General features: G+C 52.2%; 15 protein-coding genes. 11 read left to right on the plus strand and 4 right to left on the minus strand.

The genetic code is table 11. The features are described from left to right. Positions 1–11 precede the first annotated feature (11 nt). Positions 12–668: a hypothetical protein gene (locus N5E87_RS00480; protein WP_256657235.1), complete on the plus strand. Its 657-nt coding sequence runs from the start codon at positions 12–14 to the stop codon at positions 666–668. Between the two features lie 108 nt (positions 669–776). On the opposite strand, the gene N5E87_RS00485 is transcribed toward N5E87_RS00480, so the two are convergent. Continuing rightward, complete coding sequence (locus tag N5E87_RS00485) at positions 777–2,672, minus strand: DUF885 domain-containing protein (RefSeq protein WP_256657236.1); 1,896 nt, start codon at positions 2,670–2,672, stop codon at positions 777–779. 286 nt (positions 2,673–2,958) lie between these two features. Between N5E87_RS00485 and N5E87_RS00490 the strand changes: the two genes are divergently transcribed. Then, entirely contained in the window at positions 2,959–3,387 is a 429-nt protein-coding gene (locus N5E87_RS00490; RefSeq protein WP_086902904.1) for a MarR family winged helix-turn-helix transcriptional regulator, read from the plus strand. A gap of 35 nt (positions 3,388–3,422) precedes the next feature. Beyond that, a complete protein-coding gene (locus tag N5E87_RS00495) occupies positions 3,423–4,175 on the plus strand; it encodes a siderophore-interacting protein (RefSeq protein WP_086902903.1) in 753 nt (250 codons plus the stop codon). 66 nt (positions 4,176–4,241) lie between these two features. On the opposite strand, the gene hutI is transcribed toward N5E87_RS00495, so the two are convergent. Further along, positions 4,242–5,468 (minus strand): imidazolonepropionase, encoded by a 1,227-nt coding sequence (hutI, locus tag N5E87_RS00500; RefSeq protein WP_086902902.1) that lies wholly within the window; start codon positions 5,466–5,468, stop codon positions 4,242–4,244. Between the two features lie 196 nt (positions 5,469–5,664). Here hutI and hutC point away from each other — a divergent pair, with 196 nt between their 5' ends. The 8 genes from hutC (at position 5,665) to selA (ending at position 17,318) form a co-directional block, all read left to right on the plus strand. Next, entirely contained in the window at positions 5,665–6,372 is a 708-nt protein-coding gene (gene hutC, locus N5E87_RS00505; RefSeq protein WP_086902901.1) for a histidine utilization repressor, read from the plus strand. A gap of 122 nt (positions 6,373–6,494) precedes the next feature. Next, positions 6,495–8,165, plus strand: coding sequence for a urocanate hydratase (gene hutU / locus N5E87_RS00510; protein ID WP_011620933.1), 1,671 nt, complete (start codon positions 6,495–6,497; stop codon positions 8,163–8,165). 47 nt (positions 8,166–8,212) lie between these two features. Beyond that, positions 8,213–9,754 (plus strand): histidine ammonia-lyase, encoded by a 1,542-nt coding sequence (hutH, locus tag N5E87_RS00515; RefSeq protein ID WP_086902900.1) that lies wholly within the window; start codon positions 8,213–8,215, stop codon positions 9,752–9,754. Positions 9,755–10,361: 607 nt separating this feature from the next. Continuing rightward, positions 10,362–13,376 (plus strand): formate dehydrogenase-N subunit alpha, encoded by a 3,015-nt coding sequence (fdnG, locus tag N5E87_RS00520; RefSeq protein ID WP_086902899.1) that lies wholly within the window; start codon positions 10,362–10,364, stop codon positions 13,374–13,376. Positions 13,377–13,378: 2 nt separating this feature from the next. Then, positions 13,379–14,293, plus strand: a complete 915-nt coding sequence (gene fdxH, locus N5E87_RS00525; protein ID WP_086902898.1) for a formate dehydrogenase subunit beta — start codon at positions 13,379–13,381, stop codon at positions 14,291–14,293. Then, entirely contained in the window at positions 14,290–14,931 is a 642-nt protein-coding gene (locus N5E87_RS00530) for a formate dehydrogenase subunit gamma (protein ID WP_011620938.1), read from the plus strand. The genes fdxH and N5E87_RS00530 overlap by 4 nt, the downstream gene beginning before the upstream one ends. Beyond that, complete coding sequence (fdhE, locus tag N5E87_RS00535; RefSeq protein ID WP_011620939.1) at positions 14,931–15,839, plus strand: formate dehydrogenase accessory protein FdhE; 909 nt, start codon at positions 14,931–14,933, stop codon at positions 15,837–15,839. Before N5E87_RS00530 ends, fdhE begins: the two co-directional genes overlap by 1 nt. A gap of 57 nt (positions 15,840–15,896) precedes the next feature. After that, complete coding sequence (gene selA, locus N5E87_RS00540; protein ID WP_086902897.1) at positions 15,897–17,318, plus strand: L-seryl-tRNA(Sec) selenium transferase; 1,422 nt, start codon at positions 15,897–15,899, stop codon at positions 17,316–17,318. Between the two features lie 152 nt (positions 17,319–17,470). Here the strand turns inward: selA and N5E87_RS00545 are convergent, their stop codons facing one another. Both N5E87_RS00545 and N5E87_RS00550 read right to left on the minus strand, forming a co-directional pair. Then, positions 17,471–17,599 (minus strand): hypothetical protein, encoded by a 129-nt coding sequence (locus N5E87_RS00545; protein ID WP_262251546.1) that lies wholly within the window; start codon positions 17,597–17,599, stop codon positions 17,471–17,473. Between the two features lie 1,104 nt (positions 17,600–18,703). After that, entirely contained in the window at positions 18,704–19,033 is a 330-nt protein-coding gene (locus N5E87_RS00550; RefSeq protein ID WP_256657237.1) for a hypothetical protein, read from the minus strand. Positions 19,034–19,121: the final 88 nt, after the last annotated feature.

A 19,121-nucleotide genomic window follows, 5' to 3' on the forward strand; every position in this document is an offset into this window, starting at 1 on the left:
TGTTATTTTGAATGCCTGCCATGCTGAAAAAGGGCAGCGCGAATCACAGTCGTTTTGGCCGTTACTATGTCTATGCCATGTACACAGTGGCGGCGACGGGCGTGGCGATGGCAACGACGGGCCTCATTGACTCGCTCGCGGTGATTAAACAGCCTGCGGCCAGTGCCGACGCCTTAGCGGCGCAGATTGCGAATCGTCAAAATGCTTGGATATTTCTCATCTATATCAGCTTATTAACCCTAGTGACCGTGAGGCATGGCGTGTTAGTTCTGCGTTATAAGGCGCAGCGTCAGTTATTAAAATCGCCGCTGCATTTGTCATTAATGCTGAGCTTAACGCTACTTGGCCCTGTGATGGCGCTATGGGGATACCAAGAAAAGCTGATCCTCGCGGTGATTTTTGGCCTGTTAGGCACAACGGTTGGGGCGGGATTCCTGCGTTATAGCTTTAAGGCGACTCTGACCAAATTAGAATGGTGGATTGAGCATTTAGGCGCCATGATTGGCTCGGGTATCGCCTGTTATACCGCCTTTTTTGCCTTTGGCGGCAGCCGTTTGTTTATCGACCATGGCAATTTGCGTCTGTTGTCGTGGACACTGCCAGGTGTTGTCGGTTTTGTGGTGATCCGCTATTTAAGCGGCAAGTATCAAGGTCGCTTTGCGGATTAACCTGAATCCTGAAAACAAAGGGAGCCGTAAAAACCAAGGGAGCCCTAAAAGCATAGGGGCCGCCTAAGCTGCCCCTATATTGAGATGATTTGAGTGGTTTTACCCGAGTTACACCTTGGTCTCGGCGGCGGCATTGGCCGCCTTAGCGGATTCGAGCCACAGATCCATCTTTTGCTCCAATAAATCTAAGGGCAAGGCGCCATTTTCAAGCAGCCTGTCGTGGAAGACTTTAATATCAAACTTATCGCCCAAGGCTTTTTTGGCCTTAGTGCGCAATTCGATAATTTTCAGCTCGCCCAGCTTGTAACCTAAGGCTTGCCCCGGCCAAACCACATAGCGCTCGATTTCGCCCGTAGCTTCAGAGAGGTGTATTCCCTCAGTCGCCACTGCATAATCAATGGCTTGCTCACGACTCCAATCCTTAGCATGCATAGCCGTGTCGACCACTAAGCGCACCGCACGGTGTAACTCAGACTGCAAGCGGCCAAGGTCATTAATCGGATTATCCTGATACATGCCCATCTCGGCGGCTAAACGCTCGGCGTACAGCGCCCAACCTTCTCCCGCGGCATTAGAGTAAAAAATGGTACTCAGCAGCGGCAAGGTATCCGACAGACCGATGAGCGTCTGTAGATGATGGCCGGGATTGGTCTCGTGATAGGTTAAAGTTTGCAGCGAATAGGAGGGCAGTGCCGCCATATCGTACAGGCTTATCCAGAAGGTGCCCTTACGCGAACCATCTTGAGAAGGCGCATCGTAAAATGCACCGCTGGTTGCGGCGGCGCGACTGTCTGGCACGGCTTCAACCGCAACCTCTTGATTCGGTAACAGCCCAAACCACAGTGGTAATTTGGCATTCACTTTCGCCAGATAGCCGTGAATGTCCGACATTAACTGCAGTTTGCCCTCGGCGGTGTTGGGGTAGATGTATTTAGGATCCTTGAGCAATCGCTGCATGCGCTCGCCAACTGTGCCTTTGCGGTAACCCACTTGTTTGAGTAACACATCCATCTCGGCGGTAATGCGGGCGACTTCGTCTAATCCCAGTTGGTGGATCTCATCTGGGGTCATCTCCGAATTGGCGAGGTGCTTAATCATCGCCTTGTAGAGTTTCGCACCCTGAGGTTGGTGCCCGAGTCCCGCCACATGGGTGGCCTTGAGGCGCACGGCTTGCAGTGCAGAAATCAACTGACGCGTTGCAGGGTAATATTTAGTCTCCACCAGTTCGGCGGCTGAGTTCGCCAACGCCTCACTTTCTGGTACTTGGGCGGCGGTTAATTTGGCTTTAAAACTGCTGACCAAGGGATGCTCGTTTGCATGGTGCACTAACTGTTGCTGCAAACCCGCTATGGTCTTATCAATAATAAAATCGGGTGGGATTACGCCCATTTGCACATCTTGATCCAGCTTATCGATAACTGTGCCCATGGCGGCAGGGTACATGGTTAAGCGGTTAAGATAGGCCTTGGCTTGCTCTGGAGTGGTGACCGCAAACTTATCTTCCATATACCCCGGAAATTCAACATGCAGTCCCGATAAGTGGTTGACGACATAAGGTAAAAACCAAACGCCGTATTCACCGAGCATAGTGCCATAAGCCACGGTTTCGGCAGGCAGCAGGGCACCGGCGATTTCAGATTTTATCGAGCCTAAACTCACTTGCTCCGAGGCGCTAAGCTGGCTGGCATCGATAGCGTTGAGTTCGGCTAATATGGTCTTAAGTGCTTTACGGCGATGATTTTCCCCCGATGGGCTGTAATCGGTCAGCTTAGAGAGCATATCCTTGCCCGCCTCATCCTCGGCCACGCCATAATAGGTGGCGATTTCGGGTCTAAGGGCAAAATAACGCTGGGTGATTGGCGCGAGTTGCTGCTTTAGGCTCAATACTGGGATGGCCTTTTCGGCCTTGGCCTGCTCAGCAGTTTGATTGGTCTGTGTTGGGTTTGGATCGCTACAGCCCGTTGCTAACATGGCCAGCATTAAAGCATTTATTATTCTTTTCATCGGGTTACTCATACAAAGACATTGAGGCAAATCCGTTATCGAACCTATCCCCCAAGTGTTAAACCGTGTTTTGTGTGATCAAGCTCAAATTTGAACGGTTATCCTAGCAGTTTATTGCATCCAAGCCGCAAGAATTTTGTTACTCGTTTTGAGTGGATGAATTGGATTGACTCATGGTCGTAAGTTTTTGTTGGTCTTAATCAGTCATTCACCCAATGGTTATTTAGTTGACACAATCAACTAATATCGATATTGTTGATACTGTCAACTATGTCGAGATGCCATTATGTCAGCCACTTCCCTCGGTGAAACCTTGCACAGATTAGTGCATGCCTACAAAAAACAGCTGCGTGCGGATATTGCTGCGCAGCAGATTGAATTGCCTGTCACCCATATTCGGGCGCTCAAGGGGATTTGCCGTCATCCCGAGGCCACGGCGCAATCTATTGCCCTGCGTATGCAGCGGGATAAAGCCCAAATTACGCGGGTGCTCAATGAGCTACAGCAGGGCGGTTATATCCTAAAAGTCGATAATCCAAAGGATGGCCGTAGTCAGTTGTTGAGGCCGACAGTGCAGGGCGAGCAGTTGATGACGCAAATTGTTGCCGCCGAAAAAGCCACGGTTGCCCATATGACCCAAGCACTCGATCAGGATGAAATTGCGGTGTTTATCCGTATTGCCAACCAGATCAGCGATAGCGTGGCAGAAAGCTAACAATTGAGTGCCATTTATCTTTTTGGAGTTTAAGTATGAACAGACCCGCTCCGCGCGAATTGACCGTGATAGGTAAAACCCAAGTCACGCCACATATGCTGCGTATCACCTTAGGCGGCGCTGGCTTTGCAGGTTTTCCCGCCGATCAAGAAAGCGCCTATATCAAATTACTGTTTCCGCAGCCGGGGGATGAGCGGCCATTAATGCGCACTTATACCATTCGTCAGCAGCGGGCGAATGAAATCGATGTGGACTTTGTGCTGCACGACACCGATGGCCCCGCATCTCGTTGGGCTAAGTCGACCGAGATTGGGGATACCATCCAAATCGGTGGCCCCGGACTGAAAAAACTGATCAATTTAGATGCCGAATGGTTTTTACTGGCAGGGGATATGACGGCCTTGCCCGCCATCAGCGTGAACTTGGCGCAATTGCCAAGCAATGCCGTGGGTTACTCTGTGATTGAGGTGTTAAGTGAGGCCGATATTCAGCCCTTAGTGCATCCTAGCAATCTGCAACTGCATTGGGTGATTAATCCAGAGGCCGATCCAGAAGGTAAGCCCTTGGCTGAACGCATTGCTCTGTTGCCAAAACTCGAGGGGCAAGGCGCAGTGTGGCTCGCCTGCGAGTTTAGCAGTATGCGCGCCCTAAGAAAGCTGCTTAAGCAGACATACGATTTACCGAAAAGCCATTTTTATACATCAAGTTACTGGAAAATCGGCTGTAATGAGGGTGAGCATAAGCTGGTAAAACAAGAAGATGAGCAGTTAGAAAATGGCGCTCAATAACCGCAGATATGATTGCTAAACAAGGCCGCCAGTATCCATGGCGACCTTGTTTAGCTGAACCGCGGGTTATTGATGAATTAACTTACCGTTTTTCACTACATCCTTGCAGGGATTCACGCCGTAGCTATAGGCGAGTTGCGCTGGGGTGGCGATATCCCACAGACAAAAGTCGGCTTGTTTGCCGACCACTAAGCTGCCGACGTTATCTTCAATCCCTAGTGCCTTGGCGGCATTGAGTGTTAAACCCGCAAGCGCTTCCTCTGGGGTTAAGCGGAACAGGGTGCAACCCATGTTTAGCATCAACAGGGTCGAGCAGATGGGCGATGAGCCGGGGTTAAAGTCGCTGGCGAGCACCATAGGCACACCGTATTGACGCAATAAGTCGATAGGCGGTTTTTGGGTTTCTCGCAAAAAGTAAAACGCGCCCGGTAACAGCACGGCGCAGGTGCCACTTTCACTTAGGGCTTTAACGCCGGCTTCATCCAAATATTCAATATGATCAACCGACTTAGCCCCTAAACGTGCGGCTAATGCAGAGCCGCCCATATTGGATAATTGCTCGGCGTGCAGTTTAACTTGCAGGCCAGCCGCTTTGGCGGCGCTCAGCACGCGCTCAGTTTGCTCTAGGTTAAAGGCGATATTTTCACAGAATACATCCACCGCATCTGCGAGGTTTTCGGCGATCACCGCAGGCAGCATCTTATTGATAATTAAGTCGACATAGCCGTCGCTATTGTCTTTAAATTCGGGCGGCACCGCATGGGCACCGAGGAAAGTGGTCTTTACATCCACATGGTGATGCTGGCCGAGTTCGCGGGCTACGCGCAGGATTTTGAGTTCAGTTTCGGTATCTAGGCCATAGCCAGATTTAATCTCAACCGTGGTAACGCCTTCCTTCGCCAAGGCATTTAAACGCTGGCGCCCGAGGTCAAATAGTTCGGCTTCGTCGGCCTCACGGCAGGCGTTAACTGTGGAAATAATGCCGCCGCCAGCACGGGCGATTTCCTCGTAGGTGGCGCCCTTTAGGCGTAGCTCGAATTCGTTGGCGCGATTACCGGCAAACACTAAATGGGTGTGGGCATCAATCAGCCCTGGAGTGATCCAACCGCCCTTGCCCCTGTAAACAGGAATGGACAACACATCGAAGGCGGGCAGCTCGCTGCGTGGGCCTAACCAGGCAATTTTACCGTCTTTTACTGCGATAGCCGCATTGGTAATTGCGCCGTAAGGTGCTGATATGGAAGGGTCCATTGTTGCTACGTTAACGTCTATCCAAACCTGATCCCAAGACATTTTATCCCTCGCTGCGTTGGCTTTTTGGCCCCGCAAACTCTTTATTATCGAAAGTTATGTGAGCTAGCTTGTATTTACTTGTATATACAAGCTAGGATTGTAGCCGCAATTTTGAACGTTTGAAAGTGGCTCAGTGTTTTGGTGTGTGAGTACCTACCACCCCAAACCTAGGTAGATTTTATCTTGAGGAAGAGTTTTGGCTACGCCTAAGTTTGCAGAAATTAAGCAATATATCATTGGCTGTATCGAGTCTGGTGAGTGGGAAGAAAATGCCCGTGTCCCCTCGGAAAATCAGCTGGCCGAACTGTTTGTCTGTAGCCGGATGACGGCGCGTCGCGCCCTGACTGAGCTGACAGATAACGGCGTGCTTGAGCGTTCACAGGGGCTGGGCACCTTTGTGGCGGGGCGAAAGTCGCAATCCTCCATGTTGGCGATCCGCAACATTGCCGACGAAATCAAAGACCGTGGTCATGGTTACAGTGTGCAGCAGTTGGCACTTGAGCAAGTAAATGCCACCGCGCCTATCGCTATCGCACTGGCGCTGGAGCTCGGGAGTCCGGTGTTTCATTCGGTGTTAGTGCATTGCGAGCAGGGCGTGCCACTGCAAGTTGAGGAGCGTTATGTGAATCCCGCCTTTGCGCCCGACTATCTGGCGCAAGACTTTAGCGAGCAGACACCCCATGAATACCTGTCGCAGGTGGCGCCGCTGACCGAGGCGCACCACACCATCGAAGCCATTATTGCCAGTAGCGAATTGCAGCAGAGGTTAGCCATTCCGGCGACCGAACCCTGTTTACAGATTTCACGCCGCACTTGGTCACGCCAAGGGGTGGTGAGTTTTGCCAAATTAGTACACCCGGGTAGCCGCTTTAAGCTCGGCGGACACCTGACATTTAATAAATAACGTACGCAAACAGAGATGATGCTTATGGCATTCATCCGATGTTTAGCGACAAAAACACAATAAAAACAATAGCACTTAGCCGAATGGCGAGTGAGTTCAACAGGTTGAAAGAGGACATCTCAATGGACAAGCGACACGACCCAAGCCGCCGTATTATTGCGCCCCATGGTAGCCAATTAAGCTGCAAAAGCTGGTTAACCGAAGCGCCAATGCGTATGTTAATGAACAACTTACATCCCGATGTGGCCGAGCGCCCAGAGGATTTAGTGGTTTACGGTGGTATCGGCCGCGCGGCCCGTGACTGGGACTGCTACGACAAGATTATCGAAGTGCTAAAACGCCTCGAAGACGACGAAACCTTAATGGTGCAATCGGGCAAACCTGTAGGCGTATTTCGCACCCACGCGGATGCTCCCCGCGTGCTGATTGCTAACTCTAACCTAGTGCCACATTGGGCAAACTGGGAACACTTCAACGAGTTAGATAAGCAAGGTTTGGCCATGTATGGCCAGATGACTGCGGGTTCGTGGATTTATATCGGTACTCAGGGCATTGTCCAAGGCACCTACGAAACCTTCGTTGCCGTGGCAAAGCAACACTTTGGCGGCGTGGCTGCCGGTAAGTGGATCCTCACCGGTGGTTTAGGTGGTATGGGCGGCGCGCAAACGCTGGCCGGTACTATGGCTGGCTTCTCAGTGCTCGCCTGTGAAGTGGATGAAACCCGTATCGATTTTCGTCTGCGTACCCGTTATGTAGATAAAAAGGCGACTTCATTAGACGAAGCCTTGGCTATGATCAACGATGCCAATGCCTCGGGTAAACCCGTATCTGTGGGCCTGCTGGCTAACGCCGCCGATATCTTTGCCGAATTAGTGAAGCGTGGCATTACTCCTGATGTCGTCACCGACCAAACCTCTGCCCACGATCCGCTGAACGGCTATCTGCCACAGGGCTGGACCATGGCGCAAGCGGCTGACATGCGTAAAACCGATGAAGCCGCCGTTGTTAAAGCGGCTAAAGCCTCGATGGCGGTACAAGTGCAAGCCATGTTGGATCTGCAAGCGGCAGGCGCGGCGACCTTAGACTATGGCAACAACATTCGCCAAATGGCCTTCGAAACTGGCGTTAAAAACGCGTTTGATTTCCCCGGTTTTGTGCCTGCTTATATTCGTCCACTCTTCTGCGAAGGTATTGGCCCGTTCCGTTGGGTAGCCCTGTCTGGCGATCCTGAGGATATCTACAAGACCGACGCCAAAGTGAAGGAGTTGATCCCCGACAATCCACACCTGCACAACTGGTTAGACATGGCCCGTGAGCGTATCGCCTTCCAAGGTCTACCAGCGCGTATCTGCTGGGTGGGCTTAAAGGACCGTGCGCGTTTAGCTCAAGCCTTTAACGAGATGGTGAAAAACGGCGAGCTGTCGGCGCCAATTGTGATTGGTCGTGACCACTTAGACTCAGGCTCAGTCGCCAGTCCTAACCGTGAAACTGAATCTATGATGGACGGCTCAGATGCAGTCTCTGACTGGCCATTACTGAACGCACTACTGAACACTGCCAGCGGCGCGACTTGGGTATCGCTGCACCACGGTGGTGGTGTCGGCATGGGCTTTAGCCAACACTCGGGTGTAGTGATCGTGTGTGACGGTACTGAGGCCGCCGCTAAACGTGTTGGCCGCGTGCTGTGGAACGACCCAGCGACAGGCGTGATGCGCCATGCGGATGCGGGTTACGAGATCGCGAAAAACTGTGCCAAGGAGCAGGGCTTAGATCTGCCCATGCTTAAAGACTAACTATTCAACAAACCGTGAAAAACAACGACAAGAATACGGATGTAAAAATGAAATCAGTCAATCATTTAGTATTAACGCCTGGCAGTTTAAGTCTGGCGCAACTGCGTGAAATCAGCCGCCATAAGCTGACACTCGAACTGGCACCAGAGGCGATTACCGAGATCAACACCAGCGCGCAAATCGTGCAAAAGGTGCTGGATGAAGGTCGCACCGTTTACGGAATCAACACGGGTTTTGGTCTGCTGGCCAACACTAAGATTGCCCCGGAAGATCTGCAATTACTGCAACGCTCTATCGTGTTATCCCACGCAGCGGGCACGGGCCAATACATGCAGGATGCCACAGTGCGCCTGATGATGGTGTTAAAGATCAACTCCCTAAGCCGTGGCTTCTCGGGTATCCGTTTAGAAGTGATTAACTTCCTTATCAGCTTAGTGAATGCCGAGGTTTATCCTTGCGTGCCTGAAAAAGGTTCTGTGGGCGCCTCTGGCGACTTAGCGCCGTTAGCCCATATGTGTTTGCCGCTGTTGGGTGAAGGCGAGATGAGCTATCAAGGACAGATTATTTCGGCCGCCGAAGGTTTAGAAATCGCAGGCCTCAAGCCAATCGATTTAGCCGCGAAGGAAGGCTTAGCCCTGCTCAACGGTACTCAGGCTTCTACCGCACTGGCGCTGGAAGGTCTGTTCCACGCTGAAGACTTGTTTGCTGCCAGCTCAGTGATTGGCGCCATGAGCGTCGAGGCCGCCATGGGTAGCCGCAGCCCGTTTGACCCACGCATTCATGCGGCCCGTGGTCAGAAAGGACAAATCGATGCGGCCATGGTGTTCCGTCATCTGCTGGGCGAAGAGTCTGAAATCAGCTTAAGCCACCTCAACTGCGAGAAGGTGCAAGACCCTTACTCACTGCGCTGCCAACCACAGGTATTAGGTGCGTGCTTGACTCAAATCCGCCAAGCGGCCGAGGTGTTAGGCACAGAAGCCAACGGCGTGACCGATAACCCGCTGGTATTCCAAGATACTGGCGACATTATCTCTGGCGGTAACTTCCACGCCGAGCCTGTTGCTATGGCTGCGGATAACTTGGCGATTGCGATTGCCGAATTAGGCGCGATTGCCGAGCGTCGTATCGCGCTGCTCATCGATTCTAGCCTGTCTAAACTGCCTCCTTTCCTGGTTAAAAACGGTGGGGTGAACTCGGGCTTTATGATTGCCCAAGTGACGGCGGCGGCATTGGCCTCTGAAAACAAAACCTATGCCCATCCAGCATCGGTCGACAGTTTACCGACCTCGGCCAACCAAGAAGACCATGTGTCTATGGCGACCTTTGCGGCGCGCCGTTTACGGGATATGAGCGAAAACACCCGTGGCGTGTTAGCGATTGAGTTATTGGCGGCAGCCCAAGGTTTGGATTTCCGCGCGCCGTTAATGCCAAGTAAAGCAGTGGCGCAGGCGAAGGCCGAGCTACGCGAAGTGGTTGCCTACTATGATAAAGACAGATACTTTGCGCCGGATATCGATGCGGCCACGGATCTGCTTTATACCGCCAGCTTTAATGCTTACTTGCCCCTAGGCGTATTGCCGAGTCTGTAATACGTAGTCTTTGGCACCGATAACCCATCAGCGGGTGAAAAGTGCCGAAGCAAACGACCAATAAAGTGAAAGGCATAGCGATTTGCTATGCCTTTTGTCTATCTATGCGGCGATTTCGCTGTTTTTGCACTTTGTACTTTAGGTGTGTTTAACACCGCAGGATGAGTGCTTTTTTATCCAATCTTTACATTGTCAGCTTTGATCGCTGTCTATCCGTCCAAAACTGGTAAATCTGAGGTGTTTTTAACCATCTTTTATTTCGTTTCGGCTTTAAACTCATGCTTTATATAACCTCAACATGCCCATGTGAGACAAAATGGGTCTTGCTTGTTGGACAAAATGTCTTTTGGTGTGTTTTGGGTTTATATCTTTATTTGTTCTTTGTTTTTGAAGTTAAAATCTAAATATTTTCAATTAAACCCGGGTTGACGGTCATTTATTCTGTAGCTGGTAAATTGAGATCTTGATCTCATGTCATTATTTGTTATCTATTTTCACTTTAAGGATAATCTTAAATTAAGTGGGGGCTTTATTGACTCACTCAAACGATTGCAGAGTTACCACTGCAATTACCCAACTCATAACGACAAAAGTGTGAGAGAACGCTATGAACAGACGCCAGTTTTTTAAACTGTGTGCGGCCGGAGCGGCAACCTCAGCGATTTCAGCGCTGGGATTGATGTCCGAAAAGGCCTATGCAGCAGTGCGAGAGTTTAAGCTGATCGGAGCCAAAGAAACCCGTAACAACTGTCCGTATTGCTCGGTCGGTTGTGGCCTGCTGATGTACAGCCAAGGCAGCGGGGGGAAAAACTCTGAGCATGCTATTTTCCATATCGAGGGTGATGCCGATCATCCAGTAAACCGCGGTGCATTGTGCTCTAAGGGTGCTGGCCTTGTGGATTATGTTAACAGTCCACACCGTTTACAGTATCCAGAATATCGCGCCCCCGGCAGCAACAAGTGGGAACGGATCAGCTGGCATGATGCCTTTAAACGTATTGCTCGTTTAATGAAAGATGACCGTGATGCGAACCTGATTGAGAAAAACGCCGATGGCGTAACGGTTAACCGTTGGTTAACTACAGGGATGATGACCTCATCCGGTATGGCCAATGAAAGTGGCTTAGCGACCCAAAAATTTGCGCGCGCTTTAGGCCTAGTGGCTATCGATACTATTGCACGTAACTGACACTCCCCAACGGTAGCAAGTCTTGCTCCAACATTTGGGCGCGGTGCCATGACCAACCACTGGATCGATATTAAAAATTCTAACGTAGTGATTATTATGGGCGGTAATGCCGCAGAAGCTCACCCTGTCGGATTCGGCTGGGTTACAGAAGCTATGCAGCATAACAATGCTAAGTTGATTGTGGTTGACCCACGTTTCAACCGCAGTGCGTCATTGGCAGATCACTATGCCCCAATCCGATCAGGAACTGACATAGCATTCCTTCTGGGTGTGATTCGCTATTTGATTTCGACCAATCAAGTTAACTTCGATTATGTGAAAGCCTATACCAACGCCAGTTATCTGGTGCGGGATGATTTTGACTTCCATGACGGCCTATTCTCAGGCTTTGATGAAGCAAAAGGCGAGTACAACAAAGAATCCTGGTTCTACCAACTCGACGAAGACGGCTATGCCAAAGTGGATGAAACACTTGAGCACCCGCGTTGTGTGTGGAACTTACTCAAACAACACGTAGAACGTTATGATTTTGCAACGGTAAGTAATATCACTGGTACGCCAACAGCGGACTACCAAGTGGTTTGTGACGCCATTGCGAGTACTCATACTAAAGACCGTGTGGCGACCTTTATGTATGCGCTGGGCTGGACCCACCATAGTAAAGGTGCGCAGAACATCCGTTCTATGGCGATGATCCAGTTATTACTGGGCAACATTGGTCAGTTAGGCGGTGGTGTTAACGCATTACGTGGTCACGCCAACGTGCAAGGTTCAACCGACATGGGGCTACTGGCCCAAAGTTTACCCGGTTACCTAAAACTGCCAAACGATAAAGAACCGACCTTAGCGGCTCACTTGGCGGCGAACACGCCTAAGCCATTGCGCCCAGGTCAAACCAACTACTGGCAAAACTATCCGAAGTTTTATGTGTCCCTGCTCAAAGCCTTCTGGGGTGAGAACGCGACGCCTGAAAACGAGTTCGGTTATCAGTGGTTACCTAAGTGGGATCAGATGTATGACTTCGGTAAGCATCTGGACATGATGTACCGTGGCAAAGTGAACGGTTGCATCGTGCAAGGGGTTAACGCCATTAACTCCATGCCTAACCGTAACAAGAACATCAAGGCGCTGAGTAACCTTAAGTACTTAGTGGTGCTTGATAACTTGTCATCGGAAACCGCCACCTTCTGGCAAAACGAACCCGGTTTTAACGAGGTCGATACCGCCAGTATTCAAACCGAGGTCTTCCGCCTACCTGCGACCGTGTTCGCAGAGGAAGAAGGTTCGATCGTTAACTCTGGCCGCTGGATGCAATGGCACTATAAAGGGGCTAATCCTCCAGGCGAAGCGATGTCGGACTCTGAGATTGTCTCTGGCCTGCTGCAAGAGTTGAAACAGCTCTATCGTGAAGAGGGCGGCAAACTGCCCGAGCCGATTGAAGCGATTAACTGGAACTATATCGATCCGCACAACCCAAGCTCTATCGAACTGACGAAAGAGTTGAATGGTTATGATGTCGCGACCAAGCGTCAGATCAGCAGCTTTGCTGAACTGAAGGCCGATGGCAGTACCGCGAGTGCCTGTTGGATTTACGCGGGTTCTTGGACCGAAGCCGGTAACCAAATGGCTCGCCGCGATAACCATGATCCATCGGGTAAAGGTATTACGCCGGGCTGGGCCTTTGCATGGCCGCTTAACCGCCGCGTCCTCTACAACCGTGCCTCTTGCGATGTGAACGGTAAACCTTGGGATGAGCACCGTAAGATTGTCGAGTGGAAAGACGGCAAGTGGGAAGGGATAGACGTGCCCGACTTTAATGCCAAGTTGAATCCACAGGAAAGTGCGCATCCTTTCATTATGCAGGCTGATGGCGTGGGTCGTTTCTTCGCGCTCAAACTGCTGAAAGAAGGACCGTTCCCAGAGCATTACGAGCCTGTCGAATCGCCCATCGGCACCAACCCTCTGCATCCGAATGTGGTGCACAGCCCTGTGCTGCGTTGGTTCGAAGGGGTGAAAGACACTATAGGTACTAAAGAGGAATACCCATACGCCTGTACCACTTACTCACTCACAGAACACTTTAACTTCTGGACGACACACTGCCGTTTAGCGGCGATTGCCATGCCAGAGACCTTTGTGGAAATGAATGAGCAATTGGCGGCAGAAAAAGGCATTAAGAATGGCGATTGGGTGAAAGTGAGCTCGAAACGTGGCCACATTCTCACCAAAGCCTTAGTGACTAAGCGTATGCGCCCATTGCAGGTCAATGGTCAAACGGTACACACACTCGGTATTCCACGTCACGGCAGCCATAACGCGCTCACACGTAAGGCCTATAGCTGTAACGTCCTTACCACTGAGATGGGTGATGCCAACACGGGTGTGCCTGAGTACAAAGCGTTCCTCGTGAATGTTGAAAAGGCGGAGGTCTGATAATGGCGACTCAAGATATCATTCAACGTTCCGGCACTTCGCAAGCGACTCCACCTGCACAGGCAAGAGTCGGTGGCGTGAAGCAAATTGCGAAGCTGTTTGACGCGACTAAGTGTAATGGTTGTAAAGCCTGTCAGGTCGCTTGTTCCGAATGGAATGACCTACGTGAAGAGGTGGGTTCGTTCCAAGGGACTTATCAAAACCCAGCATCTCTGTCCCCAGAGTGCTGGACCCTGATGAAGTACAACGAGATCGAAGACCAAGGCAAATTACGTTGGCAGTTTACCCACAGTGCTTGTATGCACTGTGCGGATCCCGCCTGCTTAAAGGCCTGTTCTACCTCTGGCGCGATTATTCAACATGCCAATGGCACTGTGGATTTCGATTCGGACAAATGTATTGGCTGTGGTTATTGTGCCAGTACCTGTCCATTCGATATCCCGAAGATCAGCGCCGTCGACAACAAAGCCTACAAGTGCACTATGTGCTCTGACCGCTTGGCAGTTGGGCTTGAGCCTTCCTGCGTTAAGTCCTGTACCACGGGTGCACTGCGTTTTGGCACGCGCGAAGACATGCTGTTCTATTCAGAAAAGCGTGTTAACGAGCTGAAAGAACGTGGTTTTGCTAAGGCAGGACTCTACAACCCTGAGGGCGTAGGTGGCACAGGCATGCTGATGATATTGCACGATGTCACTCAGCCTGAAACCTACGAAATGCCAAAGGATCCGCAAATCCCATTGTCTGTCACCCTGTGGCAGGACTGGGTGAAACCACTAGGTACTGTCGGACTGCTTGCAACGGCGGCTGTGGCCTGCCTGCATAAGATCACCGTCGGTCGCAACATAGTGGAAGAGGACCAACCCGGCTATCAGCCGCCAGAGGACAAGGCGCAAGCGGAAGAGGAGGCCAAGAAATGAGCAAGCATAATAAGCAAGAAATGGTAGTGCGTCACAAACTGTTCGACCGCATCTGTCATTGGTTCATTGTGGCCGTGGGGCTAGTCACCTTTCTGACGGGCTTTTCCTTCTTCTATCCCTCCTTCCAATGGTTGGGCGCGATAGCGGGCACACCGCAATTGGCGAAGTTTATTCACCCAATTGCCGGCCTGATGATGTGTTTACCGCTGATGTTGATGTTGGTGCGTTATTACCACCACAACAAATGGGAAAAACACGATCTGGCTTGGATGCTCGCCATCAAGGACGTGATGTTCGAGAACGAGGACAAAATCCCGCCTATCGGCCATTACAACCCTGGTCAAAAAGTGCTGTTCCGTGCCTTTGTACTGACTTCCATCACCTTAACCGTGACGGGATTCATCATGTGGCAACCCTACTTTGCACCTTACTTCTCGGCCACTGTGGTGGGCTGGGCGATCGTGCTACACGCCATTTGTGCCTTGATCATGCTGATGTTTGTGATGGTGCACTTTTGGATGGCGACCTGGGTGGAAGGTTCTATCACAGGCATGCTTTACGGCAAGGTCTCTAAGGCTTGGTGCCGTAAACATCATCCGCTGATGTTGGATGAACATTCGGACGTGGAGAAACATTAATGAGTCATACAGCCGAGATACCTATGGTCCCCGGCAGCGAATCGCCGCTGGAGCTTAAACCCTTAAAGGCGGTGGACCCTAAAACTGTGTATCACAGACGGGCGCAGCGTTTGTTGTCGTTGGCCAAGGACTCGCCGCTGGCCGACTACTTTGAGCTATGCCGCCGTGTGGTTGCGATTCAGGCCAGATTGGCGGCGGAGGCTGACTTCGGTCAGCTTCTCGCTTGGGGGAAAGATGAAGCGATTCCGCTTTCCCACTTGGGTTCAGAGGCAGATAGCTACTGGCAAGGACTGCTACAACAACTGTTAAGCGATCTGCTGCCGCAGGTGGATGAGGATATGGCGAGAGTGCTGCGGTTGTTGATGCAGCAATCTCCAGAACAACTCACCTCCTGGGGCAGTGCATTGCGTCAGGGGCATATGAGTGAAGTGCCCGCGCGCTTCAGTTTGTTTATCTGGGCGGCGATGGGGGTCTACTGGTCCCATTGGGCACCTATGGTGATTAAACGGATTGACCAACGCAAAGTCGTGCAGCAGAACCTATGCCCTATTTGCGGCTGTCATCCCGTGGCGAGCGTGATTGTCGACCAGCCGCGAGCGGGTCTACGTTATCTGCATTGCAGTTTGTGCGAGAGCGAATGGCATTACATTCGCGCCCACTGCACTAGCTGTGGTCAGGATAAAGGGACGACTCTCTGGTCATTCGATGATGCTAAGGCGCAGGTGCGCATCGAGAGCTGCGACGAATGCCATGGTTACACCAAGATGCTGTTCGTCGAAAAGTCACCGCTGATGGATGTGGCGGCCGACGACTTAGCGACCCTGATGCTCGACAGTGAGCTAAATGCCAAGGGCTTTGGGGCGACCACGGTCAATCCATTGCTACTGGCCCACGAAACTGAGCAATAACCAAAGTCGGGAAGGGCTCACCGAGTCCTTCCCCTTATATTTATCAAGATGATACAAATGATGACCCAAGTACCCGATACACCCCAAGCCCTGTACCGCGCGCTGCCGTCGATGGACAGTCTGCTCGCCGATGCGATATTGGCGCCCCTGCTGCAAAGCTATGGTAAAGCGGCGGTAAAGGCGGCGCTGGATAGCCAGTTACGCACGGCGCGTGAGCTGATAGCCCAGGAGCGACGTTTACCCGCTTGGTGTGCTAACCCGTCATTATTGAACGGATATTTGGTTGATCAATTGTCTAAGGACTATAGCCATAGTCTAAAACCCGTGTGGAACCTCACGGGAACCATACTGCATACCAATCTTGGTCGCGCCCAGCAGTCTGAGGCGGCCATTCGTGCCGTGACCTCTGTGATGCGTTACCCCACGCCGCTGGAATTTGAGTTGGCAGCGGGTGAGCGCGGCCATCGAGATAATGCTATTAGTGGGTTAATCCAGCGCTTAACTGGGGCTGAGGCCTGCTGCGTGGTGAATAACAACGCCGCCGCTGTGCTGCTGATGTTGTCGGCGGTCGCGGCGGGCAAAGAAGTGATTGTCTCCCGCGGCGAGCTGGTGGAAATCGGCGGCGCCTTTCGTATTCCTGACATTATGCGCCAAGCGGGCTGTACCTTAGTGGAGGTCGGCAGCACTAATCGTACTCACCTCAAGGACTATGAGCAGGCGATCACCGAAAATACCGCCGCCATCATGAAGGTGCACACCAGCAACTACCATATCAGTGGCTTTACCGCTTCGGTGGATGAGGCCAGATTAGGCCAACTCTGCCGCCATCGTGGGGTCGCGCTGATCTCGGATCTTGGCAGTGGTTCACTCACCGACTTACGCCGTTTTGGCCTTAAACAAGAGCCGACGCCCCAAGCCATGTTGGCAGATGGGGTCGATTTGGTCAGCTTTTCCGGCGATAAACTCCTCGGCGGCCCGCAATCGGGTTTGATTGTCGGTAAACAGGCGCTAATTAGTAAGCTTCAAAGTCATCCGCTCAAGCGTGCATTGCGTTGCGATAAGCTGATTCTCGCGGCGCTCGAGGCAACGCTGATCCACTATCTCAACCCAGAAACCTTGGATCGGGAACTGCCGATTATGGCTAAATTTGCCCGCAGCCAAGCTGAGTTGCGCCACATCGGTGAGCGTCTGCAGCGCGCCTTAGCACCGCTGTTTGCCCCGAGCTATGGCATCGAATTAGTGGAGTGCCAAACTCAAGTCGGTAGCGGCTCGCAGCCCGATACCTTTTTACCCTCAATCGCCCTGTGCTTTAACGCGCAAGAGGGTGGCAGTCTCACGCTGCTCGAGCAGCATTTTAAGCAGGCGCAGCGGCCTGTGATTGGCCGTATGACCCAAGATCAACTTCGCCTCGACTTGCGCGGTATCGATGATGAGGCCGAATTATTGGCCGAACTCAGCACCTTAGGTGTGCAGCTATGATTATGGTCACCGCGGGCCACGTCGACCACGGCAAGAGCACGCTGATCCGTGCCTTGACGGGGATGAACACCGACAGGCTCCCCGAAGAAAAACGCCGTGGCATGACCATCGATCTCGGCTACGCCTTTATGCCACTGCGAGATGGCACTCGTTTAGCCTTTATCGATGTGCCCGGCCATGAAAAATTCATCAATAACATGCTGGTGGGCGTGAGCCATGTGCGCCACGCGCTGCTGGTGTTGGCCTGTGACGACGGCGTGATGCCGCAAACCCGCGAGCATCTGCAAATCCTCGCGCTTTTACCGCTAAACAGTTTGACCTTAGTGTTGACCAAGCGGGATTTGGTCGATGAGCAAACCGCCGCCAAGTTGACCCTAGAGGGAATGGCGCTGCTTGCCGAATACGGGATCGAGGCCAGTGGCGTGTTTGAAGTCTGCGCGAATGATGCAGGCGATGCGGGAGTAGACACTCTTAAACAACATATTTTGGATATTGCCGAGCAGCAATCGACCCAAGCGGAAGATGCCAGCAGCTTTAGGATGACGCTCGATCGCGCCTTTAGCGTTAAAGGCGCCGGCTGTGTGGTCACGGGCACTGTGATTAGCGGTAGTGTGTGTATCGGCGATAGCCTCTACAGTTCAGGCCAAAAGGCCAAACTAAGGGTGCGCGGCATTCATTGCCAGGGGATGGAAGTCCATCGAGCACTCAGTGGCACTCGGGTCGCGTTGAATCTTACCGGGGTCGATAACCATAGGGCGCCTGCCCGCGGTGACTGGTTAAGCAGCCTGCCTCAGGCTGAGCTGTGCGCTAGACCTGTAGTGCAAATTCGCAGTTTTGAACCCTTAACCCATTGGCAAAATGTGCATTGTCACCACGGAGCCGACCACACCTTGGGGCGGATTTCCTTGCTCGATGAGGCCGATGAGCAGGGGCGTTATCTGGCCGAAATTGTGCTCGATAAGCCGCTGCTGCTGTGTCAGGACGACCCAATAGTGCTCAGGCATATTGGCGGCAAGCAAACGCTGGGCGCGGGGCGGGTGCTGGCATTAAAAGTCCCCAATCGTAAGAAGCGTACGCCGGAGCGTGTCAGTAAGCTGCAACAGCTGACCAAGCTCTCCAATCCGGTGAATGTGCTGGCGCTACTCGGCCAGAGTGAGGCGCTCAGTATTGATGAAATCCATTGGCGCTGGCAGCTAACCGATGAAGGGCTCGCAGCCATGCTGGCGCAGGCGGGGCTGACTCGTCTCGGCGCCTATGGACTATCGACCCAGTTACTTGAGCAAGAAAAACAGCAGTTTATCGAGCTGTTACGTGAGTATCACCAACAGCATCCCGACCAACTAGGGCTTGGGCGTAATCGTCTACAACGCATGAGCCACAGCATATTACCCAACGAGCTGGCCAATAAGGTGCTCGATAGCCTCTGCCAAGATGGGCAGATGGTGCTGCGCGGCGCTCTGCTGCAGTTGGCGGAACACAGGATTGTCCTCGATAGCGAGGCGCAGCAGTGCTGGCAGCGCTTGGCCCCTTGGTTGGCGCTGCAAACCTCGCCCGTGTGGGTGACTGAGATGGGGGAATATCTCGAACTCGAGCCAGCCAAACTCAGATTGCTGTGTTTTCAACTGGTGCAACAGGGCTTTATTACCGCCGTAGTGAAGGACAGATATCTGCTGAGCGAGCAGTTGTGCCATTACGCCAATCTGGTGCGTGAGCATGTGGAAACCCACGGCAAGCTCGAAACCGCAGAGTTTAAGGATCTGATTGGCCTAGGCCGTAAGGTCAGCATTCAGCTGTTGGAGTTTT

The sequence above is a fragment of the Shewanella sp. GD03713 genome, assembly GCF_029843705.1.
In the GTDB taxonomy this organism is placed as follows: domain Bacteria; phylum Pseudomonadota; class Gammaproteobacteria; order Enterobacterales; family Shewanellaceae; genus Shewanella.